General features: G+C 66.9%; 20 protein-coding genes. 14 read left to right on the forward strand and 6 right to left on the reverse strand.

Annotated elements, in window-relative coordinates:
- Window positions 1-30: 30 nt before the first annotated feature.
- Genes A5651_RS24175 through A5651_RS24195 form a run of 5 tightly spaced genes read left to right on the forward strand, consistent with a single transcriptional unit; the run spans window position 31 to window position 4,773 of the window.
- A complete protein-coding gene (locus tag A5651_RS24175) occupies window positions 31-1,038 on the forward strand; it encodes a VWA domain-containing protein (protein WP_066987225.1) in 1,008 nt (335 codons plus the stop codon).
- 22 nt (window positions 1,039-1,060) lie between these two features.
- The gene (locus A5651_RS24180; RefSeq protein WP_066987228.1) at window positions 1,061-2,068 is read left to right on the forward strand and encodes a VWA domain-containing protein; all 1,008 of its coding nucleotides are present in this window, start codon (window positions 1,061-1,063) and stop codon (window positions 2,066-2,068) included.
- 43 nt (window positions 2,069-2,111) lie between these two features.
- Entirely contained in the window at window positions 2,112-2,903 is a 792-nt protein-coding gene (fabG1, locus tag A5651_RS24185) for a 3-oxoacyl-ACP reductase FabG1 (RefSeq protein ID WP_066987231.1), read from the forward strand.
- 26 nt (window positions 2,904-2,929) lie between these two features.
- Entirely contained in the window at window positions 2,930-3,739 is an 810-nt protein-coding gene (gene inhA / locus A5651_RS24190; protein ID WP_066987234.1) for an NADH-dependent enoyl-ACP reductase InhA, read from the forward strand.
- Entirely contained in the window at window positions 3,739-4,773 is a 1,035-nt protein-coding gene (locus A5651_RS24195) for a ferrochelatase (RefSeq protein ID WP_066987237.1), read from the forward strand. The genes inhA and A5651_RS24195 overlap by 1 nt, the downstream gene beginning before the upstream one ends.
- 5 nt (window positions 4,774-4,778) lie before the next feature.
- Here the strand turns inward: A5651_RS24195 and A5651_RS24200 are convergent, their stop codons facing one another.
- On the reverse strand, window positions 4,779-5,633 hold the full coding sequence (locus A5651_RS24200) for a hypothetical protein (protein WP_066987240.1): 855 nt from the start codon (window positions 5,631-5,633) through the stop codon (window positions 4,779-4,781).
- 59 nt (window positions 5,634-5,692) lie between these two features.
- Between A5651_RS24200 and A5651_RS24205 the strand changes: the two genes are divergently transcribed.
- Together A5651_RS24205 and A5651_RS24210 are read left to right on the forward strand one after the other, a co-directional pair.
- Window positions 5,693-6,124: an NfeD family protein gene (locus A5651_RS24205; protein WP_066987243.1), complete on the forward strand. Its 432-nt coding sequence runs from the start codon at window positions 5,693-5,695 to the stop codon at window positions 6,122-6,124.
- Window positions 6,125-6,156: 32 nt separating this feature from the next.
- Complete coding sequence (locus tag A5651_RS24210) at window positions 6,157-7,395, forward strand: SPFH domain-containing protein (RefSeq protein ID WP_066987245.1); 1,239 nt, start codon at window positions 6,157-6,159, stop codon at window positions 7,393-7,395.
- An 11-nt stretch (window positions 7,396-7,406) separates the two neighbouring features.
- Here the strand turns inward: A5651_RS24210 and A5651_RS24215 are convergent, their stop codons facing one another.
- On the reverse strand, window positions 7,407-8,147 hold the full coding sequence (locus tag A5651_RS24215; protein ID WP_066987248.1) for a TVP38/TMEM64 family protein: 741 nt from the start codon (window positions 8,145-8,147) through the stop codon (window positions 7,407-7,409).
- A 104-nt stretch (window positions 8,148-8,251) separates the two neighbouring features.
- Here A5651_RS24215 and mutA point away from each other — a divergent pair, with 104 nt between their 5' ends.
- The 4 genes from mutA (at window position 8,252) to A5651_RS24235 (ending at window position 14,815) form a co-directional block, all read left to right on the forward strand.
- On the forward strand, window positions 8,252-10,096 hold the full coding sequence (gene mutA / locus A5651_RS24220; RefSeq protein ID WP_066987251.1) for a methylmalonyl-CoA mutase small subunit: 1,845 nt from the start codon (window positions 8,252-8,254) through the stop codon (window positions 10,094-10,096).
- 1 nt (window position 10,097) lies between these two features.
- On the forward strand, window positions 10,098-12,437 hold the full coding sequence (gene scpA / locus A5651_RS24225; RefSeq protein ID WP_231988811.1) for a methylmalonyl-CoA mutase: 2,340 nt from the start codon (window positions 10,098-10,100) through the stop codon (window positions 12,435-12,437).
- 13 nt (window positions 12,438-12,450) lie between these two features.
- Window positions 12,451-13,431, forward strand: a complete 981-nt coding sequence (gene meaB, locus A5651_RS24230; RefSeq protein WP_066987254.1) for a methylmalonyl Co-A mutase-associated GTPase MeaB — start codon at window positions 12,451-12,453, stop codon at window positions 13,429-13,431.
- Window positions 13,432-13,543: 112 nt separating this feature from the next.
- Window positions 13,544-14,815, forward strand: a complete 1,272-nt coding sequence (locus tag A5651_RS24235; protein ID WP_066987257.1) for a serine hydrolase domain-containing protein — start codon at window positions 13,544-13,546, stop codon at window positions 14,813-14,815.
- A 7-nt stretch (window positions 14,816-14,822) separates the two neighbouring features.
- Here A5651_RS24235 and A5651_RS24240 read toward each other — a convergent pair whose 3' ends face one another.
- Genes A5651_RS24240 through A5651_RS24250 form a run of 3 tightly spaced genes read right to left on the reverse strand, consistent with a single transcriptional unit; the run spans window position 14,823 to window position 17,368 of the window.
- Window positions 14,823-16,238 (reverse strand): NAD(P)/FAD-dependent oxidoreductase, encoded by a 1,416-nt coding sequence (locus A5651_RS24240; RefSeq protein ID WP_066987260.1) that lies wholly within the window; start codon window positions 16,236-16,238, stop codon window positions 14,823-14,825.
- A gap of 6 nt (window positions 16,239-16,244) precedes the next feature.
- Window positions 16,245-16,976 (reverse strand): hypothetical protein, encoded by a 732-nt coding sequence (locus A5651_RS24245; protein WP_066987263.1) that lies wholly within the window; start codon window positions 16,974-16,976, stop codon window positions 16,245-16,247.
- Window positions 16,977-17,017: 41 nt separating this feature from the next.
- On the reverse strand, window positions 17,018-17,368 hold the full coding sequence (locus A5651_RS24250; protein ID WP_066987266.1) for a helix-turn-helix transcriptional regulator: 351 nt from the start codon (window positions 17,366-17,368) through the stop codon (window positions 17,018-17,020).
- Window positions 17,369-17,504: 136 nt separating this feature from the next.
- Here A5651_RS24250 and A5651_RS24255 point away from each other — a divergent pair, with 136 nt between their 5' ends.
- Together A5651_RS24255 and ileS are read left to right on the forward strand one after the other, a co-directional pair.
- The gene (locus tag A5651_RS24255) at window positions 17,505-18,098 is read left to right on the forward strand and encodes a hypothetical protein (protein ID WP_066987269.1); all 594 of its coding nucleotides are present in this window, start codon (window positions 17,505-17,507) and stop codon (window positions 18,096-18,098) included.
- A gap of 214 nt (window positions 18,099-18,312) precedes the next feature.
- The gene (gene ileS / locus A5651_RS24260) at window positions 18,313-21,438 is read left to right on the forward strand and encodes an isoleucine--tRNA ligase (protein WP_066987271.1); all 3,126 of its coding nucleotides are present in this window, start codon (window positions 18,313-18,315) and stop codon (window positions 21,436-21,438) included.
- A 27-nt stretch (window positions 21,439-21,465) separates the two neighbouring features.
- Here ileS and A5651_RS25775 read toward each other — a convergent pair whose 3' ends face one another.
- Window positions 21,466-22,206 (reverse strand): hypothetical protein, encoded by a 741-nt coding sequence (locus A5651_RS25775; protein WP_066987273.1) that lies wholly within the window; start codon window positions 22,204-22,206, stop codon window positions 21,466-21,468.
- A gap of 33 nt (window positions 22,207-22,239) precedes the next feature.
- Here A5651_RS25775 and A5651_RS26155 point away from each other — a divergent pair.
- Window positions 22,240-22,328, forward strand: an 89-nt coding sequence (locus A5651_RS26155) for a hypothetical protein (RefSeq protein ID WP_231988812.1), incomplete at its 3' end; no start/stop codon positions are given.

A 22,328-nucleotide genomic window follows, 5' to 3' on the forward strand; every position in this document is an offset into this window, starting at 1 on the left:
TCGTAAAACCATCGAAATGACAACTGCCACATGACTTTACCGTTGCTCGGGCCGATGACGTTGTCGGGATTCGAACACGCTTGGTTTTTCCTGTTTCTCTTCGTGGTCGCCGCCATAGCGGTGCTCTACATCGTCGTTCAGCTGGGCCGGCAACGACGGATGTTGCGCTTTGCGAATATGGAGTTGCTGGAAAGCGTTGCGCCGAAACGGCCTACGCGCTGGCGACACCTGCCCGCGATCCTGCTCGTCATCTCGCTGCTGTTCTTCACCGTCGCGATGGCAGGACCGACCCACGACGTGCGCATCCCGCGTAACCGCGCCGTGGTCATGCTGGTGATTGACGTGTCACAGTCCATGCGCGCCACCGACGTGTCACCCAACCGGCTGGCCGCCGCGCAGGAGGCGTCCAAGCAGTTCGCCGACGAGCTCACCCCGGGCATCAACCTCGGGCTGATCGCCTACGCGGGGACCGCCACCGTGCTGGTGTCGCCGACCACCAACCGGGAGGCGACGAAGAACGCGATCGACAAGCTGCAGTTGGCCGACCGCACCGCGACCGGTGAGGGCATCTTCACCGCTCTACAGGCCATCGCCACCGTCGGAGCGGTGATCGGCGGAGGCGACGAGCCGCCGCCGGCCCGCATCGTGTTGTTCTCCGACGGCAAGGAGACGGTGCCGTCCAACCCGGACAACCCGAAGGGTGCCTACACCGCGGCGCGCACCGCAAAGGACCAGGGCGTGCCGATCTCGACCATCTCCTTCGGCACGCCCTACGGCTACGTCGAGATCAACGACCAACGCCAGCCCGTGCCTGTCGACGACGACATGCTGCGCAGGATCGCCGATCTCTCCGGCGGGGAGGCGTACACCGCGTCCAGCCTGGATCAGCTGCGCGAGGTCTATTCGAACCTGCAGCAGCAGATCGGTTACGAGACCATCAAGGGTGACGCCAGCGCGGGCTGGCTGCGGCTGGGCGCTGTCATCCTGGCCCTGGCGGCCCTGGCGGCCATGCTGCTCAACCGCCGGCTACCCAACTAGCAATGGAAATGGTAAGCAGCACATGACGTTACCGATGCTCGGCGCGATGACACTCACGGGCTTCGACCATGCCTGGGCTTTTCTGTTCCTGTTGGTGGTGCTGAGCCTGATCGGGCTCTACGTCGCCACGCAGATCGCGCGGCGCAGGCGGCTGACGCGGTTCGCCAACACGGAGTTGCTCGAAAGCGTTGCACCGCAACGCCCGTCGCGGTGGCGGCATCTGGCGACTGTCCTTCTGATGCTGTCGCTGGTGCTGTTCACCATCGCGATGGCCGGACCCACCCATGACGTCCGCATTCCCCGCAACCGGGCCGTGGTGATGTTGGTGATCGACGTGTCGCAGTCGATGCGCGCCACCGACGTTTCACCCAACCGGCTGGCCGCTACGCAGGAGGCCGCCAAGGCGTTCGTCGATCAGATGACACCGGGGGTCAACCTCGGGCTGATCTCCTATGCCGGGGCGGCCACCGTGTTGGTGTCGCCGACGACCAACCGCGACGCCTCCAAGAACGCGATCGACAAGCTGCAGGTGGCCGACCGCACCGCGACGGGGGAGGCCATCTTCACCGCGTTGCAGTCGATCTCCACCGTCGGAGCCGTGATCGGTGGGGGTGACACGCCGCCGCCGGCGCGCATCGTGCTTATGAGCGACGGCAAGGAGACCGTGCCGCAGAACCCGGACAACCCCAAGGGCGCGTTCACCGCGGCGCGCACCGCCAAGGATCAGGGTGTGCCGATTTCCACGGTGTCGTTCGGCACTCCCAACGGCACCGTGGACATGAACGGTCAGCGCACGCCGGTGCCCGTCGACGACGAGATGCTCAAGAAGGTCGCCCAGCTCTCCGGTGGACAGTCCTACAGCGCATCGAGCGTGGACCAGCTCAAGGAGGTCTTCACCAACCTGCAGGAGCAGATTGGTTACGAGACGCAGAAGGGCGACGCCAGCACGGGCTGGCTACGGCTTGGTGCGTTGGTGGCGGCGCTGGCCGCCGTTGCGGCGCTGCTGATCAACCGCCGCCTGCCCAACTAAGGCGATTTCTTAAGAATGGTCGACACACGTTAAGTTGGCGGGCATGACTGCGCACGCGAGGAGCAGCGAAGGCGAAGACACGACTGAAGCCGAGACTGCCGGCCAACCAGCGGGCGGTCGTCCGCCCTTCGTCTCCCGGTCAGTGCTGGTGACTGGTGGTAACCGCGGCATCGGCCTCGCCATCGCCCAGCGGCTGGCCGCCGACGGCCACAAGGTGGCCGCCACGCACCGCGGATCCGGTGTGCCCGAGGGGTTATTCGGCGTGGAGTGCGATATCACCGACACGGACGCCGTCGACCGCGCCTTCACCGAGGTCGAGGAGCATCAGGGTCCGGTCGAGGTGGTGGTGGCCAACGCCGGCCTCGCCGCCGATGCCTTCCTCATGCGGATGACCGTCGAGAAGTTCGAGAAGGTCATCGACGCGAACCTCACCGGAACGTTCCGGGTGGCCCAGCGCGCATCGCGCAGCATGCAGCGCAACCGGTTCGGCAGGCTGATCTTCATCGGCTCGGTGTCGGGCATGTGGGGTGTGGGCAACCAGGCCAACTACGCGGCCTCCAAGGCCGGGCTGATCGGCATGGCCCGCTCGATCTCGCGGGAGTTGACGAAGGCGAACGTCACCGCCAACGTGGTGGCACCCGGCTACATCGACACCGACATGACCCGCGCGCTCGACGAGCGGATCCAGGAGGGCGCACTCGGATTCGTGCCGGCCAAGCGGGTCGGCACCGCCGCCGAGGTCGCCGGCGTGGTCAGCTTCCTGGCGTCCGAGGACGCCAGCTATATTTCCGGCGCCGTGATCCCGGTCGACGGCGGCATGGGCATGGGCCATTAATCCTCGATAGAGAGAAGGACTTTCACATGGCAGGTCTGCTCGAAGGCAAGCGCATCCTCGTCACGGGCATCATCACCGACTCGTCGATCGCGTTCCACATCGCCAAGGTGGCCCAGGAGTCCGGGGCCGAGCTGGTGCTCACGGGCTTCGACCGGATGAAATTGATCCAGCGCATCGCCGACCGGCTGCCGGAGAAGGCGCCGCTGCTCGAACTCGACGTCCAGAACAACGAGCATTTGGACACCTTGGCCGACCGCATCACCGAGGTGATCGGTGAGGGCAACAGGCTCGACGGGGTGGTGCACTCGATCGGATTCATGCCGCAGACGGGAATGGGGATCAATCCGTTCTTCGACGCGCCGTACGAGGACGTCTCCAAGGGCATTCACATCTCGGCGTACTCCTACGCGTCGCTGGCCAAGGCGACGCTGCCGATCATGAACACGGGCGGCTCGATCGTCGGCATGGACTTCGACCCGACCAGAGCGATGCCGGCTTACAACTGGATGACCGTCGCCAAGAGCGCGCTGGAATCGGTGAACCGCTTCGTCGCGCGCGAGGCAGGCCCGTTCGGTGTGCGGTCGAACCTCGTTGCCGCGGGCCCGATCCGCACGCTGGCCATGAGCGCGATCGTCGGTGGTGCGTTGGGCGCCGAGGCCGGCGACCAGATGCGGCTGCTCGAGGAGGGCTGGGACCAGCGTGCGCCCATCGGCTGGGACATGAAGGACCCGACGCCGGTCGCCAAGACGGTCTGCGCCCTGCTGTCGGACTGGCTGCCCGCCACCACAGGAACCGTGGTCTACGCCGACGGCGGCGCACACACTCAGCTTCTCTAATGGACTTTGATGGCATCCTGCTGCTGTCGTTCGGCGGCCCGGAGGCGCCCGAGCAGGTAATGCCCTTCCTGGAGAACGTGACTCGCGGCCGCGGCATCCCGGCAGAACGGCTCGCCGCGGTCGCCGAGCACTACCTGCATTTCGGCGGTGTGTCACCGATCAACGGCATCAACCGCGCACTGATCGAGCAGCTGGCGGCAGAACTCGCCGAGCGCGGGCTCGAGCTGCCGGTGTACTTCGGCAACCGCAACTGGGAGCCGTACGTCGAGGATGCGGTGATCGCCATGCGCGACAACGGGATTCGCCGCGCAGCGGTGTTCACCACATCGGCATGGGCTGGTTACTCCAGTTGCGCCCAGTACAACGAGGACATCGCCCGCGGTCGCGCCGCAGCGGGCGATCGCGCCCCCGAGCTGGTCAAGCTGCGGCAGTACTTCGACCATCCGCTGTTCATCGAGATGTTCGTCGAGGCGGTCGCCGCCGCCGAGCAGACCCTGCCCGCCGAGCTGCGTGACGAGGCCCGGCTGGTGTTCACCGCGCACTCCGTCCCGCTGTCGGCCCGTTCCCATTGCGGCGCCGACCTTTACGCTCGCCAGGTGGCCTACGCCTCGCGGCTCGTGGCCGACCGCGCGGGATATGCCGACCACGACCAGGTGTGGCAGTCGCGGTCGGGTCCGCCGCAGGTGCCGTGGCTGGAACCCGATGTGGCTGACCATTTGTCGGCGCTGGCCGAGGCCGGCACAAAGGCCGTCATCGTCTGTCCGATCGGTTTCGTCGCCGACCACATTGAGGTGGTCTGGGATCTGGACAACGAACTGCGCCAACAGGCCGACCAACTCGGGGTGGCGTTCGCCCGCGTGTTGACACCCAACGCCGACCGCCGCTTCGCTCAACTGGCGCTCGACTTGATTGACGAGCTTCGCGACGGCCGTGAGCCGTCACGCGCCGAAGCGCCCCCCGGCCTGGATTGCCCACCGGCATATGGCTTTTCGGTCGACGGGGCGCTATGCACGCCCGAATGCGGAAAGCCCTGACGCCGTCAGCGCCACGCCGAGTTCAGGATCGCGCTGACCGCGGCCAGCCGCGCCGAGCGCACCACCGCGGCCAGCGGCCGCAGCGCCTCGTTGGCGATCTGCGCCTCCGATGAACTCTGCAGACCGATCGGCATCAGACCCGAGCTGACGGTGACGATCGCGTCGATGTGCGCGGCGTTCTCCAACACCCGCAGCGCACGCGACGGGGCATGATCGGGCGCGCGGTGCAGGCCGGTGGCCTCCATCACCTCTTCCACGAGCCTGCGCGGATCGGCGACGTCCATGCTGCCCACCTCGGCGCGCAGCGCGCCCAGCGCCTCGGCGGCCGAGCGAACCGCCGAGCGCAGCGCCAATTCCGCCTCCCCGAGGTCGATGTGCGCGGCGACCGGTGCGGCGGGCATCGAATACACCGTCCAGCTGAGTCCGGACAGTTCGGCGTCGTCGGAGTCGTCGAAGGACTCGGAGTCATCGTATTCGAAGTCAGGCACCAACCCGATCGGCTGCGCCGACGGCCCGCCGTCGACGACGATCGCTTCGGCCGCGGCCACCGCGTCGCGCTGAAATTGCGTGCCCGCAGGCAGACCGCGGACGTCGCCGGGCACGGGAAGGACCACGGCGATGGCCGGCACGCCGGCAGGCGGCCCGGCCGCGGTACGCAGCGTCTGCAGTAGCGACATGGTTCCCGAGTGGTTCACATCAGGCCAGGGCAGGCCGGTGCTCCCGGCCGCGACGGCGTCATACGCCGTCACCGAATGCCTTGGCGCCCATTGCGATAGCGCGTCAAGGACGTCGTCGGGCGCGGCGGCTCCTGCGAGCCAGGAATTGGCCCACACCGACAGCGAAACACTAGGGCACCACATGATGCTCGCAGTGTAGTTGTTCGCCGCTTTAGAGGCGGCCCACGCGCTAGGCTCGCGGCATGCCCGTTGCGCTGATCTGGCTGGTCGCGGCGCTGGCTCTCGCCGGAGCTGAAGCCCTCACCGGCGACCTGTTTCTGCTGATGCTCGGCGGGGGCGCCCTGGCGGCCGCCGGGTCCAGCCTCCTGTTCGACGACTTGTGGATTCACGGGGCGGTGTTCGCCGTCGTGTCGGTGCTGCTGCTGGTTCTGGTCCGGCCGGCGTTGCGGCGGCATTTCCAGTCGGGCCCGGGGCTGCCGGACCGCCCGCAAGAGCTCGAGGGCAAGAGCGCGCTGGTGCTCGACCGGGTCGCGCGGCACGAAGGCCAGGTGAGACTCGATAACGAGGTCTGGACGGCGCGGCCCTTCAACGACAACGATGTCTACGAACCTGGCGATCATGTCACCGTCGTGCGTATCGACGGCGCCACCGCCGTGGTCCAGAAAGTCGTCTAGAGAACACTGGGCAACCAGGGAAGGAACCCGTCATGGAAGGTGCCGTCGCCGGGCTGGTCCTCGTCGGTGTATTGGTGATCTTCGCGGCCATCGTTGTTGCGAAGTCGGTCGCGTTGATCCCGCAGGCCGAGGCCGCCGTCATCGAACGGCTGGGTCGCTACAGCAAGACGGTGTCCGGACAGCTCACGCTGCTGCTGCCGTTCATCGACCGGATCCGGGCGCGGGTGGACCTGCGCGAGCGTGTGGTGTCGTTCCCGCCGCAGCCGGTGATCACCGAGGACAACCTGACGGTGAACATCGACACCGTCGTCTACTTCCAGGTCACCAACCCGCAGGCGGCGGTCTACCAGATCAGCAACTACATCGTCGGCGTCGAGCAGCTGACCACGACGACGCTGCGTAACGTCGTCGGCGGCATGACCTTGGAGCAGACGCTGACCTCCCGCGACCAGATCAACGCCCAGCTGCGGGGGGTGCTGGACGAGGCGACCGGCCGCTGGGGGCTGCGGGTGGCGCGTGTCGAACTGCGCAGCATTGACCCGCCGCCATCCATCCAGGACTCGATGGAAAAGCAGATGCGCGCCGACCGCGAGAAGCGCGCGATGATCCTCACCGCCGAAGGCACCCGCGAGGCGTCGATCAAACAGGCCGAGGGGCAGAAGCAGTCGCAGATCCTGGCCGCCGAGGGCGCCAAGCAGGCCGCGATCCTGGCGGCCGAGGCCGATCGTCAGTCACGCATGCTGCGTGCCCAGGGCGAGCGCGCGGCGCAGTACTACCAGGCGCAGGGTCAGGCCAAGGCGATCGAGAAGACGTTCGCCGCGATCAAGGCCGGCCGCCCGACGCCCGAGATGCTGGCCTACCAGTACCTGCAGACCCTGCCGCTGATGGCCAAGGGCGAGGCGAACAAGGTATGGCTGGTGCCCAGTGATTTCGGCGCGGCGCTTCAGGGGTTCACCAAGTTGCTCGGCGCACCCGGCGACGACGGCGTGTTCCGCTACCAGCCGTCGCCGATCGATGACGACCTGCCGAAGCCGGAGGACGACTCCGACGAGGTAGCCGACTGGTTCTCCACGGAGACCGATCCCGCGATCGCGCAGGCCGTCGCGAAGGCGGAGGCCGAGGCGCGTGCACCGGTCCAGGGCGCCATCGGCTCGGCGCCGACGAACTCCACTGCGCCCGTTCAGTATTCGCAGCAGACACAACAGCCGATCCACCAGCAGCCGCCGCAGGCGCCGCCGGTGGGCCGCCACGGCGGCAACGTGGAGCTGTAGCGGCTGACCGCTCAGCGGGTGGCCGTGGCCTCTTCGGTTGTGGGCGCTCTGTCGGCCGCGTGATGGCGCGGGTACGCGCGGATCTCGTAGACCAGGCCGGCGACACCCAGACCGGCGGTGAACAACGAGACGGCGATCAGCAGCGGGTTGATGTGGTTGGTCAGCGCGTCGCCGAGAACGACGACCGCGGCGGTGCCCGGCAGCAGCCCGGCCAGCGTCGCCCACGTGTAGGGCACCACCCGCACGGCCGATGCAGCCGCGGCGTAGTTGAGCACTGAAAACGGCACGGCCGGGATCAACCGCATCGACATCACCGTCAGCCAACCGCGCTGGCGCAGCCGGGTATCAAGGCTCTTGAGCCGCGGGTGGGGGACCAGTCGCTCGAGCCGCCAGCCCGCCGCGCGAACCAGCAGCAGCGCGAGCAACGCGCTGACCGCGCTGGCGACGACCGCGATCGCAATGCCCAGCCACGGGCCGAACAGCAGGCCCGACGCCAGCGTGAACGCCGTGCGGGGGAACGGAAAAACGGTGACGACGATGTGCGCGGCGAGGAAGGCCAGCGGCACCCACGGGCCGAGCGATGAGGCCCAATCCCGCAGCTCCACCGCGCCGGGCCGCGGCACCAGAAACAACACTGCGACGAGGATCACAATCGTCGTGGTGATGGCGGTCAGCTGGCGACGGGGGATTTGTTTGGCCGTCGAGATCACCGCAGCGCTCAGCGCGGCGAGTGTGCTGACGACGGACTTCACGTCTACTAAGACTACGGCCCGCACGCTGATCCCTGTCCCCGCGCCGAGCGCGAGTCGGCTGCCCGGCGCCCGCTGGCCCTATGGTGATCATTTAGCCTAAAGACGTGCAGGAATCGGGCTTGGCTGAATCACGGCAGCAATGGCGCTCGGCGGTTGCGGGCGTCTTGGCGAAATCAACTCGGCGCGATCCGGCCGACCTGCCCCCCGAACCCGAGACCCTGCTCGATTCGCCGACCTATGAAGGCTTTGCCATTCGGGCGCTGTACACGAGCCTCGACGCGTTGCGGGAACCGCCGCTGCCGGGCGCGTGGCCGTTCGTCCGCGGGGCCGATGGGCTGCGCGACGTCAAGTCGGGATGGAAGGTCGCCGAGGCGTTTCCCGCGCCGGGCCAGAAGGCCGTTACCGACGGCAACGGCGCGGTGTTGGTCGCCCTCACAGAAGGGGTGAGCGCGCTCGTGCTGCGCGTGGGCGCGGCGGGCGGCGTCCCGGCCGGCGAACTCGACCGCTTGCTCGAGGGCGTATTCCTCGATCTGGTCCCGGTGATCCTCGAAGCGGGTGCGGACTTCGTCGCCGCCGCCGACGCGCTGCTGCCGCAATTGACCGGCATGGACGACGAGCAGTGCGCGCGGTTGTCGATCGATCTCGGTTCCGACCCGCTCACCGCACCGTTGAGTCGACGCGCCGCGGCCGACCTCGCCGATGTCGTCGCGACCGCGCAGAAGGTCACCGAGTATGCGGGCGGCGTGCGGGCCATCACCGTCGACGGCCCGGCCCTGCACAACCTCGGCGCGAACGCGGCGTGGGAGCTGGCAGGGGCAGTCGGGGCGGGCGTTGCCTACCTGCGGGCGCTGGGTGAGGCCGGACTCAGCACGGCGGATGCGTTGCGGCAGATCAGCTTCCGGCTGTCGGCAGACGACGACCAATTCATGACGATCGCCAAAGTGCGAGTGTTGCGCCGGCTGTGGGCCAGGGTGGCCGAGGTGGTCGGCGAGCCCGACGCCGGCGCCGCCCTGGTACATGCGGTCACGTCGCTGCCGATGATGTCGCAGCGGGATCCGTGGGTGAACATGCTGCGCACGACGGTGGCCGCCTTCGGCGCCGGTGTGGGCGGCGCGGACACCGTCCAGGTGCTGCCCTTCGATGCGGCCGTACCTGGTGGATTGCCCGGCACGGCAGCAAGTTTCGCGCGTCGCATCGCTCGCAACACGCAGCTGCTTCTGTTAGAGGAGTCGCACCTCGGTCAAGTGCTCGACCCTGCGGGCGGATCGTGGTTCGTCGAGGATCTCACCGAGCAGCTGGCGGCAAAGTCGTGGGAGCACTTCCAACAGATCGAGGCCAAGGGCGGGTTCGCCGCCGCCAGCGAATTCGTCGCCGCCCAGATCGCCGAGGTGCGCGACCGGCGCATCGACGACATCAACCACCGCCGCAAGGCGCTCACCGGTGTCAACGAATACCCGAACCTCGCCGAAGCGCCACTGCCTCACAGAGATTCGATCAGCGCCGTTGCGCGGTACGCCGCAAGCTTCGAAACGTTGCGGGACCGCTCCGACGCGCATCTGACCGCGACAGGGTCGCGGCCGAAGGTTCTGCTGCTGCCGCTGGGACCGCTGGCCGAGCACAACATCCGAGCGACTTTCGCCGCCAACCTGCTCGCCTCGGGCGGCATCGAGGCGGTCAATCCGGGGCCCGTCGACGCGGCCGGCGTCGCCGACGCCGTATCGGCCGCCGATGGGCCGGCCGTCGCCGTCATCTGCGGCACCGATGCCCGGTACGGAGCAGAAGCGGCCGGCGTGGTCGATGCCGCGCGCAAGGCCGGCATCACGCGGGTGCTGCTGGCCGGCTCGGAAAAGGCCGTGGCTGAAGCGGATTCGAAGCCCGACGACTACCTGACGGCCAAGATCGACGCCGTCGCCGCCTTGTCGGACCTGCTCACCCGATTGGGGGCCTGAAATGACTTCCAACGATGTCGCCGCCGGTGCGGCTCCGGAAAACGATGTCGCCGCCGGTGCGGCTCCGGAAAACGATGTCGCCGCCGGTGCGGCTCCGGAAAACGATATCGAAACAACGGGCATCGGCAGCTTCGCCGACGTCCCGTTGCACAGCGAGCGCGCCACCGAACCCGCCACCGAGTCCGCGGTCACCGAGCACATCGCTGCCGCGGCCGAGGCGCACGGATATGCGCCCGAGCAGTTGCAGTGGTCGACCCCAGAAGTCATCGACGTCAAGCCGGTCTACATTGCCGCCGACCGCGACGCCGCAGCCACGGCCGGGTACCCCCTCGACACGTTCCCCGGTGCGCCGCCGTACCTGCGCGGGCCGTATCCGACGATGTATGTCAACCAGCCGTGGACCATTCGGCAGTACGCCGGTTTCTCCACCGCCGCTGAATCCAACGCCTTCTACCGGCGCAACCTCGCGGCCGGTCAGAAGGGCCTGTCGGTGGCCTTCGACCTCGCCACCCACCGCGGTTACGACTCCGACCATCCGCGTGTCGCCGGTGATGTCGGAATGGCCGGTGTGGCAATCGATTCCATTCTCGACATGCGCCAGCTGTTCGACGGTATCGATCTGTCCACTGTGTCGGTGTCGATGACGATGAACGGCGCGGTGCTACCGATCCTCGCGCTGTACGTGGTGGCGGCCGAGGAACAGGGCGTTGTTCCGGAGAAGCTGGCCGGGACCATCCAGAACGACATCCTCAAAGAGTTCATGGTCCGCAACACCTACATTTATCCGCCGAAGCCGTCGATGCGCATCATCTCCGATATCTTCGGCTACACCAGCGCGCGGATGCCGAAGTTCAACTCGATCTCGATTTCCGGCTATCACATCCAAGAGGCTGGTGCGACAGCGGATTTGGAGTTGGCCTACACGCTGGCCGACGGAGTGGAATACATCAAGGCCGGCCTCGATGCCGGCCTGTCCATCGACAAGTTCGCACCGAGGCTGTCCTTCTTCTGGGGCATCGGGATGAACTTCTTCATGGAGGTCGCCAAGCTGCGGGCCGGGCGGCTGCTGTGGAGCGAGCTCGTCGCGCAGTTCGACCCGAAGGACCCGAAATCGCTCTCCCTGCGCACCCATTCGCAGACCTCGGGCTGGTCGCTGACCGCGCAGGACCCGTTCAACAACGTTGCGCGCACCTGCATCGAGGCGATGGCTGCGACGCAGGGGCACACGCAGTCCTTGCACACTAACGCCCTCGACGAGGCGCTGGCGCTGCCCACCGACTTCTCCGCGCGTATCGCGCGCAACACGCAGCTGCTGTTGCAGCAGGAGTCAGGTACCACCCGTCCGATCGACCCGTGGGGCGGCTCCTACTACGTGGAGTGGCTCACCCATCAGCTCACCGAACGCGTGCGCGCGCACATCCGCGAGGTCAACGAGCACGGCGGCATGGCGCAGGCGATCGACGACGGCATCCCCAAACTGCGCATCGAAGAAGCCGCCGCCCGCACGCAGGCCCGCATCGACTCGGGTCAGCAGCCGGTCATCGGCGTCAACAAGTACCAGGTTGCCACCGGCGACGGCACCGACCACGAGATCGAGGTCCTCAAGGTCGAGAACAGCCGCGTGCGTGCCGAGCAGATCGCCAAGCTGGAGAGACTGCGCGCCGAACGCGACGGGTCCGCGGTCGATGCCGCGCTCGCCGCGCTGACCAAGGCGGCCGGTGATGGCGACGGCAACCTGCTCGAGCTTGCGATCAACGCCGCGCGCGCCAAAGCCACCGTCGGCGAGATCTCCGATGCGCTGGAGAAGGTTTGGGGACGGCACCAGGCCGAAATCCGTACCATCGCCGGGGTCTATCGCGACGAAGTCGGAAAGGTCAGCAACATCGCGAGCGCAACAGAGTTAGTGGAGAAGTTCGCCGAGGCCGACGGCCGGCGGCCCCGCATCCTGGTCGCCAAGATGGGCCAGGACGGCCACGACCGCGGCCAGAAGGTTATCGCAACGGCGTTCGCCGACATCGGGTTCGACGTCGACGTCGGCTCGCTGTTCTCCACCCCGGACGAGGTCGCGCGCCAGGCCGCCGACAACGACGTGCACGTGGTCGGGGTGTCATCGCTGGCGGCCGGCCACCTGACGCTGGTGCCCGCGCTGCGCGACGCGCTGGCCGAGGTCGGACGTCCCGACATCATGATCGTGGTGGGTGGGGTGATCCCGCCCGACGACTTCGATGAGCTGTATCAGGCGGGTGCCACCGCGATCTTCCCGCCCGGCACCGTGATTGCTGACGCGGCGATCGGCTTGCTGCACAAGCTCGCCGAACGGTCGGGCTACGAGCTGACCTAGCCCGCCCGCGGGAATGGCCGACACACACGACCTCGCCGCCGCGATCAGAGATCGCGATCGCTCAGCGCTGCCGCGAGCCATCACGCTCGTCGAATCGACCCGCGCCGATCACCGCGAGCAGGCACAGCAGCTCCTGATGGAGTTGATGCCCGAAGCGGGCAACGCCATGCACGTTGGCATCACCGGTGTGCCGGGCGTCGGCAAGTCGACGACGATCGAGGCACTGGGCATGCACCTCATAGAACAGGGGCACCGGGTGGCGGTGCTCGCCGTCGACCCGTCGTCCACGCGGACCGGAGGCTCGATCCTCGGCGACAAGACGCGGATGCCGAAGCTCGCCGTGCACCCCGACGCCTACATCCGGCCCTCGCCGACGTCGGGCACCCTCGGCGGGGTCGCGCGGGCCACGCGGGAGACCATCGTGCTGCTCGAGGCGGCGGGCTTCGACGTGATCCTGGTGGAAACGGTCGGCGTCGGGCAGTCGGAGGTCGCGGTCGCCAACATGGTCGACACGTTCGTGTTCCTGACCCTGGCGCGCACCGGCGATCAGCTGCAGGGCATCAAAAAGGGCGTCCTCGAGCTTGCTGACATCGTCGTAGTGAACAAGGCCGACGGCGAGTACGCCACCGAGGCCAAGGCGGCCGCCCGCGAACTGTCCGGTGCGATCCGGCTGATCTACCCGCGCGAAACACTTTGGCGCCCACCGGTTCTGACGATGAGCGCGATCGAAGGCACCGGCCTGGCCGAGCTGTGGGACACGGTGCTCAAACACCGCCGGGTACTCACCGAAGCGGGGGAGTTCGAGGCCCGTCGTAACAACCAGCAAGTGGACTGGACGTGGTCGATGGTCCGCGACACCGTGCTCGACCGAGTGGTGAACAACCCCGACGTGCGCAAGATCCGCGCCGATGTGGAGCGCCAGGTCCGCGACGGCGAACTGACGCCCACACTCGCCGCCCAACGAATTCTCGACGCCTCCGCCGGGCGGTCCTGAGGCCGAAGGTTGCTGTTCGATGGAGTGTCGGCGTTGTTGACGTGCGAAGCGACAACTTATTGGTAACGGCGAGTTTATTTGCCGGGGTTGCAGGTAAATTAGATCCATTGTGATGCACTCTGACAGCGGGGAGCGCAGCGCGGCACTCCCACACGGTGTCCAAGGCGCGGCCGACCCGCACTTCGCCTGTGCGGTACGAACCTTCGCTGCGATGTTCCCCGGTCCCCGATTCGGCGGAGGGGCGCTGTCGGTCTATCTCGACGGTGAGCCCGTTGTCGACGTGTGGACGGGGTGGTCGGATCGGCGCGGCACCACGCACTGGTCGGCCGACACCGGTGCCATGGTGTTCTCGGCCACCAAGGGCATGGCGTCGACGGTCATTCACCGACTCGCCGATCGCGGCCTGATCGACTACGAGGCGCCGGTCGCCGAGTACTGGCCCGAGTTCGGCGCCAACGGCAAGGCCAAGATCACCGTCCGCGACGTGATGCGGCACCGCGCCGGGCTGTCCCACCTCAACGGCGCCACCAAGGCCGACTTGATGGACCACCTCAAGATGGAGGAGCGGCTCGCCGCCGCGCCGGTGAACAAGGTCCTCTACGGCAAGGGTGCCTACCATGCGCTGACGTACGGCTGGTTGATGTCGGGTCTGGCGCGGTCGGTCACCGGCAAGGGCATGCGGCAGCTGATCCGCGAGGAGCTCGCCGAACCGCTCAACACCGACGGCCTGCACCTGGGTCGTCCGCCCGTCGACGCGCCCACGAAGACGGCGCAGATCATCATCCCGCAGGGCACCATCAGGAACGCGCTGCTGGGCAATTTCGTACCGAAGCTCGCCGCGATGCAGTGGTCGGCCGGCGTCGGAGCGCTGTACTTCCCCGAGATGGTCTCGGTCGTGCAGGGCGACACCCCGTTCCTCGACGGCGAGATCCCCGCCGCCAACGGCTCGGCCACCGCACGTGGCCTGGCGAAGATGTACGCGCCGCTGGCATGCGGCGGCTGGGTGGACGGAAAGCAGTTCCTGTCCGGGGAGCTGACGGCCGGCCTGGTCGGAAAGCCCAACCTGCAGCCCGATCGAAACATCGTGTTTCCCATGGCATTTCACCTCGGTTACCACTCGATCCCGCTGGGGAACCTGATGCCGGGCTTCGGCCACGCGGGTCTGGGCGGCTCCATCGGGTGGGCCGACCCGAGCACCGGCTTGTCCTTCGGCTATGTGCATAACCGGCTGCTCACCCCGTTCGTGCTGACCGACCAGGCGGGCTTCGTCGCGACGGCGGCGTTGATCCGGCGGGGCGCCGCGGCGGCCCGCAGGCGTGGCTACCGGCCGGTGCCGGCGTTCGGTGCGCCGTATGCCCCCGAACCGAGGCCCGTGGCCGGCTGAAGCGGTCTTACGCGCCTCGTTCCCGCTCGAGCTTCTCGGCCTCCTCGACGGCGGCGAGTGCCGAACGCTGGGCGCCGGAGATGTGTTGGTTCTGCAGCATGTCCATCGCCAACCGGGCGTAGATCATCTGACTGGTGATCGCCATCTGGCCCCTGCTGTGGCTGAGGAAGGTGATGAACCAGTTGATCAGCGTGGTGAAGCGGTTCTTGAAGCCGACCAGATAGACCAGGTGCAGAACCAGCCAGGCCAGCCACGCGACGAAGCCGCCGAACTCCAGCTTGCCGACCTGAGCGACGGCGCTGAACCGTGAGACGGTCGCCATGCTGCCCTTGTCGAAGTACTTGAACGGCGCGCGGGCGCCCGGATCGTCGTGGCCGGCCAGCGATCGCTTGATTACCTTGGTGGCGTACTTGGCGCCCTGGATCGCGCCTTGGGCCATACCGGGCACGCCAGAAAACGACATCAGATCGCCGATGACGAAAACGTTGGGATGACCCTTGACGGTGAGGTCCGGTTCCACCACCACGCGACCGGCGCGGTCGACCTCGGTGCCGGCGGACTGCTCGGCGATCATGGCGCCCAGCGGGCTGGCCTGCACGCCCGCCGACCAGACTTTGCAGGCGCACTGGATGCGTTGTTCGCCGCCCTGCTTGTGCTTGACGGTCACGCCCATGTAGTCGACGTCGGTGACCAGCGAGTCGAGCTGGATCTCGACGCCCAGCTTCTCCAGCCGGCGCTGCGCCTGCGCGCCGAGCTTGGCACCCATCGGCGGCATCAGCGCGCCGGCTCCTTCGACCAGCACCACCCGGCAGTCGCTGGGAGAGCACCTGCGAAACGCTCCGGCAAGCGTTCGGTTGGCGAGTTCGGCGATCTGGCCCGCCAGTTCGACGCCGGTCGGCCCGCCGCCGACCACGACGAAGGTCAGTCGGCGTTCCCGCTCGGCGGGGTCAGTGGTGACCTCCGCGGCCTCGAACGCGCCGAGGATTCGGCCGCGCAGCTCGAGCGCATCGTCGATGGTCTTCATGCCCGGTGCGAACGTCGCGAACTGGTCGTTGCCGAAATAGGACTGCTGCGCGCCGGCCGCGACGATCAGGCTGTCGTAGTGCAGGACCGTCTGCATCGTCATCAGCTTGGAGGTGACGGTCTGAGCCGTTAGGTCTATTCCCTCGACTTCGCCGAGCAGCACCCGGACGTTCTTCTGCCGTCGCAGCACCAGCCGTGTCGTCGGGGCGATCTCACCTTCGGACAGGATGCCCGTCGCCACCTGGTACAGGAGCGGCTGGAAGAGATGGCTGGTCGTCTTGGAAATCAGCGTGACGTCAACGTCGGCGCGCTTCAGGGATTTGGCCGCCTGCAGGCCGCCGAAGCCCGACCCGATGATGACGACGTGATGGCGTTTGGAGGTCGTGGGTGACTGTGTCATTGCGTTTCAGACGCGGGTGAACCACTTCGTCTTGATCCGCCAGGAATGCGCCGAGGCGAGCGCGAACCCGGCGCCGCACATGCAGGCGAACACCCATACCAGCGTGGTGCTGCCCGCCAACGTTTGGAGAGCGGGGATGTAGGCGGTCGTGATCCGCACGACGCAGGCGAGGATTCCGCACACGGAGGAAGCGAGGTAGAAGTTGGCGATGGTGCGCGAGCGCGGGTCCTTGCGTAAGACCAGCGTTGCCCGGATGCCGTACACCAGCAGATAGATGAGCATGCCGCAGAGCAGCAGCCAGTACAGGTTCAGCCAGGAGTCGGTGGGCACGGTGAAAAAGTCAGCCGCATAGATGTGCGCGCCGTTCCCGATCGAGAAGGTCACCAGCAGAAGCGGAATGCACAACGTCGCAGGGCGTTCCACGTACTGCTTGAACGAGCGCTGCATGGCGTCGTCATCGGCGAGCCGACCGAGGGTGTTGTAGACGATGGCGGAGGCGGCGACGATGTAGCAGTCGTGGCCGAGGTAATCCTCGAGGTTCCACTTGCCGGTCAGCGCGTGCAGCCAGTGGCCCAGCGTCTCGGAGGCCCACGGCGACATCAGCAGCACGGCGGCACCCTGCAGCGCGATGTTGAGGGTGGCGGCGACCTCCCACCGGCACGTCCATGTCACGCGCCGAATCCATAGGCTCCACCCGATACATCCGATCGTGATCGCTAGGAGCGTTGCGAGGGCCATCGTTCGTTCTTGCCTTTGCGCTGAAGGATTTCCAGCAAATTCTATAACGGTGGTGCGTCCAGGCGGGGTTTCATTTCTGAGAGTTTTGGCGGGCGTACGCGCTTGGTCTCGGCGGTTGCCAACGCCACGCCGGTGGCCTCGACGTAGCTTTGCACCTCTTCGTGGCTCATCAGGCCGAACCTGACCTGCAGATCGGGGTAGCTGAGGCCGAAGCGGTCGGCGACGCGCCGAAGCTCTTCGGCGTCGGGATAGCCCGCTTCCTTGATGCGGCGGTAGTAAGTGCTGCTAGACACTCCTAGCGCGTCGTATATGTCCTTCGCGTCGACGTCGCCATCGAGAAGGTAGTCGAGCAGGGCCTTTAGCTGGCGGCCGTTCTCATCTGTACGTGGCACCGACTCACTTTAACGCGTTATCCCACGAATGGGCAGTGCCAATCGCGGACCGGAAAGCATTGCTGTAATTGACGCGGGTGTCACAGTTTTGGGAGATGTCTCCCACTTTTGGGACAGCGCAGCTACTGTTGATCACATGTTGACCGCAAAATTTGCCAGCAGCCCTCTACGCCTCGCCGACCATGACACCACCGACGCCCCCGCGGCCGCCGACTTCGCGAAAATCTCGGCACCGCTGGACGGCACTCTGACCGCAGAGTTGGACGGCGCACAGTGGTATCTCGGACTGCCTGGCGAGGAGATCCTGCTCGCGGCGCTCGGGCTCGCCATCGCGCGCACCATCGGCGAGGGCGTTGTCCCCGTCGACGTCACCGGCCACAGCGGCCCCGTCGCTTTGTGGTGCACGTCGGCGGGACTGGCAACCGCCACGGAATCCCTCCTGGACGTGCACCGGAGCCTGGCCGAGGGGCCGAGCGCGCCGACACTCGCGGCTCAACCCGCGTCGGAGATCTTCTTCGCGCTCGACGGCGCAGAACCCGCGCTGCGCCACCGGCTAGAGCTTCGGACGTACCGCGCGGACGGCCTGGTGCAGGTGGACTGGTGGTACGACATCCGCAGCTTCGACGCGTACACGGTGACAGAGTTGGCCGAGCAGCTCCCCCTGGCGCTGATCGAGCTGACGTCGGAGGCGTCGCCACTCCCGCACACCCCGGTGGCCGTCGGCCACTGAGCCGCTAGAATCTGACTTATCGGCGCAGATCCGGCCATCACCGGGGAGCCTTCGGAAGAACAGCCCAGGCCCAGTAGACCCGAACGGGTAGGCCCGTCACAGCCAAGTCGAGCGGCGCACCTCTGTGCGCAAGCGGGGTGGTACCGCGGCGTTCGCGCACCGGCGCGTCGTCGTCCCCGTGCCATGAACGACGGCATGGAGACGACGCACGACCGTGACTACCTACCCGAAGCCGGCTGGGGGCGCGCCTAACTTCCCGGGGCTGGAAGCCGATGTCCTGGCCTACTGGGAAGACGACGGCACCTTCCGCGCCAGCGTCGCACGCCGCGACGGCGCGCCGGAGTACGTCTTCTATGACGGGCCGCCGTTCGCCAACGGGCTTCCGCACTACGGTCACCTGCTGACTGGGTACGTCAAGGACATCGTGCCTCGCTATCGCACTATGCGTGGCGACAAGGTGGAGCGCCGATTCGGTTGGGACACCCACGGATTGCCCGCCGAACTCGAAGTTCAACGGCAGCTCGGCATCACCGACAAGTCGCAGATCGAAGAGATGGGCATCGAGAAGTTCAACGATGCCTGTCGGGCCTCGGTGCTCAAGTACACCGAGGAGTGGCGCGCCTACGTGACACGGCAGGCGCGCTGGGTCGACTTCGACAACGACTACAAGACGCTGGACCTGCCGTTCATGGAATCGGTGATCTGGGCGTTCAAGCAGTTGTGGGACAAAGGCCTTGCCTACGAAGGCAATCGGGTACTGCCGTACTGCTGGAACGACGAGACGCCGCTGTCCAGCCACGAACTGCGAATGGACGACGACGTTTACCAGAGTCGTCAGGACCCCGCCATCACCGTCGGGTTCCGGATCACCGACGGCGACCTGGCCGGTGCCTACCTTCTGGTGTGGACGACGACGCCGTGGACCCTGCCGTCAAACCAGGCGGTCGCGGTCAACCGCGACGTCGAGTACGCGGTGGTGCATGCGGGGGAGCGCCGCGTCGTGCTGGCGAAGGCGCGGTTGGCCGCCTATGCGCGCGAGCTCGGCGAAGAACCGGAGATCGTGGCGATTTACTCGGGTGCCGATCTGCTCGGCACGCGCTATCTGCCGCCGTTCCCGTATTTCCCCGAGGCGCCCAACAGCTTTCAGGTACTGCCCGGTGACTTCGTCTCCACCGAGGACGGCACCGGCATCGTGCACATGGCACCGGCCTACGGCGAGGACGACATGGCCACGGCGCAGGCCGCGGGCATCGAGGCCGTCACCCCTGTCGATTCTAAGGGCCGCTTCGATGCAACGGTCCCGGACTACGAGGGCCAGCACGTCTTCGACGCCAACCCGCAGATCATCCGGGATCTGAAGAACGGCACCGGTGTGGCCGCGATCAACGGCGCGGTGCTGCTGCGGCACGAGACCTACGAGCACTCCTACCCGCACTGCTGGCGGTGCCGCAATCCGTTGATCTACCGTGCGGTGTCATCGTGGTTCATCAAGGTCAGCGAGTTCCGTGACCGCATGGTCGAGCTCAACCAGCAGATCACCTGGTATCCCGAGCACGTCAAGGACGGTCAGTTCGGCAAGTGGCTGCAGGGTGCCCGCGACTGGTCGATCTCGCGAAACCGGTACTGGGGCACGCCGATCCCGGTCTGGAAGTCCGATGACCCGGCCTATCCGCGAATCGACGTGTACGGCAGCCTCGACGAACTCGAGGGTGACTTCGGCGTCCGCCCCGACAACCTGCACCGGCCCTACATCGACGAGCTGACGCGGCCCAACCCTGACGATCCCACCGGAAAATCGACGATGCGCCGCATCGAGGACGTTCTCGATGTCTGGTTCGACTCAGGTTCCATGCCCTATGCACAGGTGCATTACCCGTTCGAAAACCACGACTGGTTCGACGGTACCGATACCGAAGACGGGCACTTCCCCGGTGACTTCATCGTCGAATACATCGGCCAGACCCGCGGCTGGTTCTATACGCTGCACATCTTGGCGACCGCGCTGTTCGACAAGCCGGCGTTCAAAACCTGTGTGTCGCACGGGATCGTGCTGGGCAACGACGGCCAGAAGATGAGCAAGTCGCTGCGCAACTATCCCGACGTCACCGAGGTCTTCGACCGCGACGGCTCCGACGCCATGCGCTGGTTTCTGATGGCCTCGCCGATCCTTCGCGGCGGCAACCTCATCGTGACCGAGCAGGGCATCCGTGAAGGCGTGCGGCAGGTGCAGCTGCCGATCTGGAACGCCTACACGTTCCTGACGCTGTATGCCCCGAAGAAGGGCACCTGGCGCACCGACTCGAAACACGTGCTGGATCGCTACATCCTGGCCAAGCTCGCGCAACTGCGCGACGACCTGACCGCCTCGATGGACACCTGCGACATCTCCGGCGCCTGCGATCAGCTGCGTCAGTTCACCGAGGCGCTCACCAATTGGTATGTGCGACGGTCGCGTTCGCGGTTCTGGGAAGAGGATCCCGACGCCATCGACACGCTGCACACGGTGTTGGAAGTGCTGGGCCGGCTCGCGGCGCCGCTGCTTCCGATGACGACAGAGGTGATCTGGCGCGGCCTCACCGGCGAACGGTCGGTGCATCTCACTGATTGGCCCCAGGAAGGCAGTTCGCCACACGATCCCGACCTCGTGACCACGATGGATCAGGTGCGAGAGGTTGCCTCCGCGGCGTCGTCACTGCGCAAGGCGAAGAAGCTACGGGTGCGGCTGCCGCTGCCCAAACTCACTGTCGCCGTGGAGAACCCGCAACGCCTCGAGCCGTTCCGCGATCTGATCGCCGATGAACTCAACGTGAAAAGCGTTGAGCTCACCGACGAGATCGCCGCCTACGGCCGCTTCGAGCTGACCGTTAACGCGCGCGAGGCAGGTCCGCGCATCGGCAAGGACGTGCAGGCCGCAATCAAGGCCGTCAAGGCCGGCGAGGGTGTGGTCAATGCCGACGGCACACTGACCGCGGGGTCGGCGGTGTTGCTGCCCAACGAGTTCAGCTCGCGGCTGGTGGCCGCCGATCCCGAGTACACCGCTGCGCTGCCTGGGGGTTCTGGTCTGGTGGTTCTCGACGGCACTGTCACCCCCGAGCTGGAAGCCGAGGGATGGGCCAAGGACCGTATTCGTGAGCTGCAGGAGCTGCGCAGGACCACGGGTCTCGATGTGTCCGACCGTATTTCGGTGGTGATGGCGGTGCCCGCCGAGCGAGCGGAGTGGGCCCGCACCCATGCGGACATGATCGCGCGCGAAATCCTGGCGACCTCGTTCGAGTTCGCGGAGCCCGCCGATGGGAGCGAAATCGGCGACGGCGTGCGGGTGTCGATCGCCAAGGTTTAACGGCGCCAAGGCCTAGCGCGCCGAGGTTTAGTGGCGCAGTACGGCCACGGCCACCGTCGCGAAGTCGGCGAGAACGTCGCGGATGAACCGCGAGCGCCGGTAGCCGATCGCCTCGAGCAGGGGCCCGTGGTCGAACGCCACCACGACGGCCGCGCCGATCGCCGTCGCCCACCAGAAGGTGAAGGCCAGCGCGCGCACCGCGACGCGGGACCGGGCGAAGCCCGCCCGCAGTCGGTCGGTCTGGAACCGCACGTGCGGATGCTCGTCGGCAACGATCCGGGCGGCCACTGCCCGCACGACATCATCCGGACCAGCCTTGGCCAGGCCGCCGTAGTAGGACAGCGCCACCACCTCGGCCACCGTCAGCACCATCAACTCGGTGCGCAGGCCCATCAGCCTTCGCAGCCGCACGAACACCGCATCCGACCAGTGGCGCCGCATCGGTTCACCGCCGAGATACCCGAGCAGCCGCAGCAACAAGGCGGCATGCTGCTGCTCCTCGGCCACAAACAGCTTTGCGGCGCCGAGGTATTCGGGATCGCCGGCGCGCGCTGCCTTGCCCAGCAGCTGTGCACCGTCGCCGCTCTCACCGAGCTGAAACCGCCGGATCGATTCCACCAGCGGCCGGCGGACATCCGCCGGGATGTCGCAGGCGTCGTCGAACCCGATCGCCGCGTCGACCTCGGCGTGCACCTGCTCGTTGCGCTCGAAGTGCTGGACCCACCCTTCGAAGGTGACACCGCGCAGCTCAGAAGCCTGTCGGATCATGATCGCCAGGCTAGCGCCCTAGCATCGGCAGATGTGGCTGCTCGTTGGGTCCTGCACCTCGACATGGACGCGTTCTTCGCGTCGGTCGAGCAGCTGACCCGACCCACCTTGCGCGGACGGCC

Source organism: Mycobacterium sp. 1274761.0 (assembly GCF_001668615.1).
Taxonomy (GTDB): Bacteria; Actinomycetota; Actinomycetes; order Mycobacteriales; family Mycobacteriaceae; genus Mycobacterium.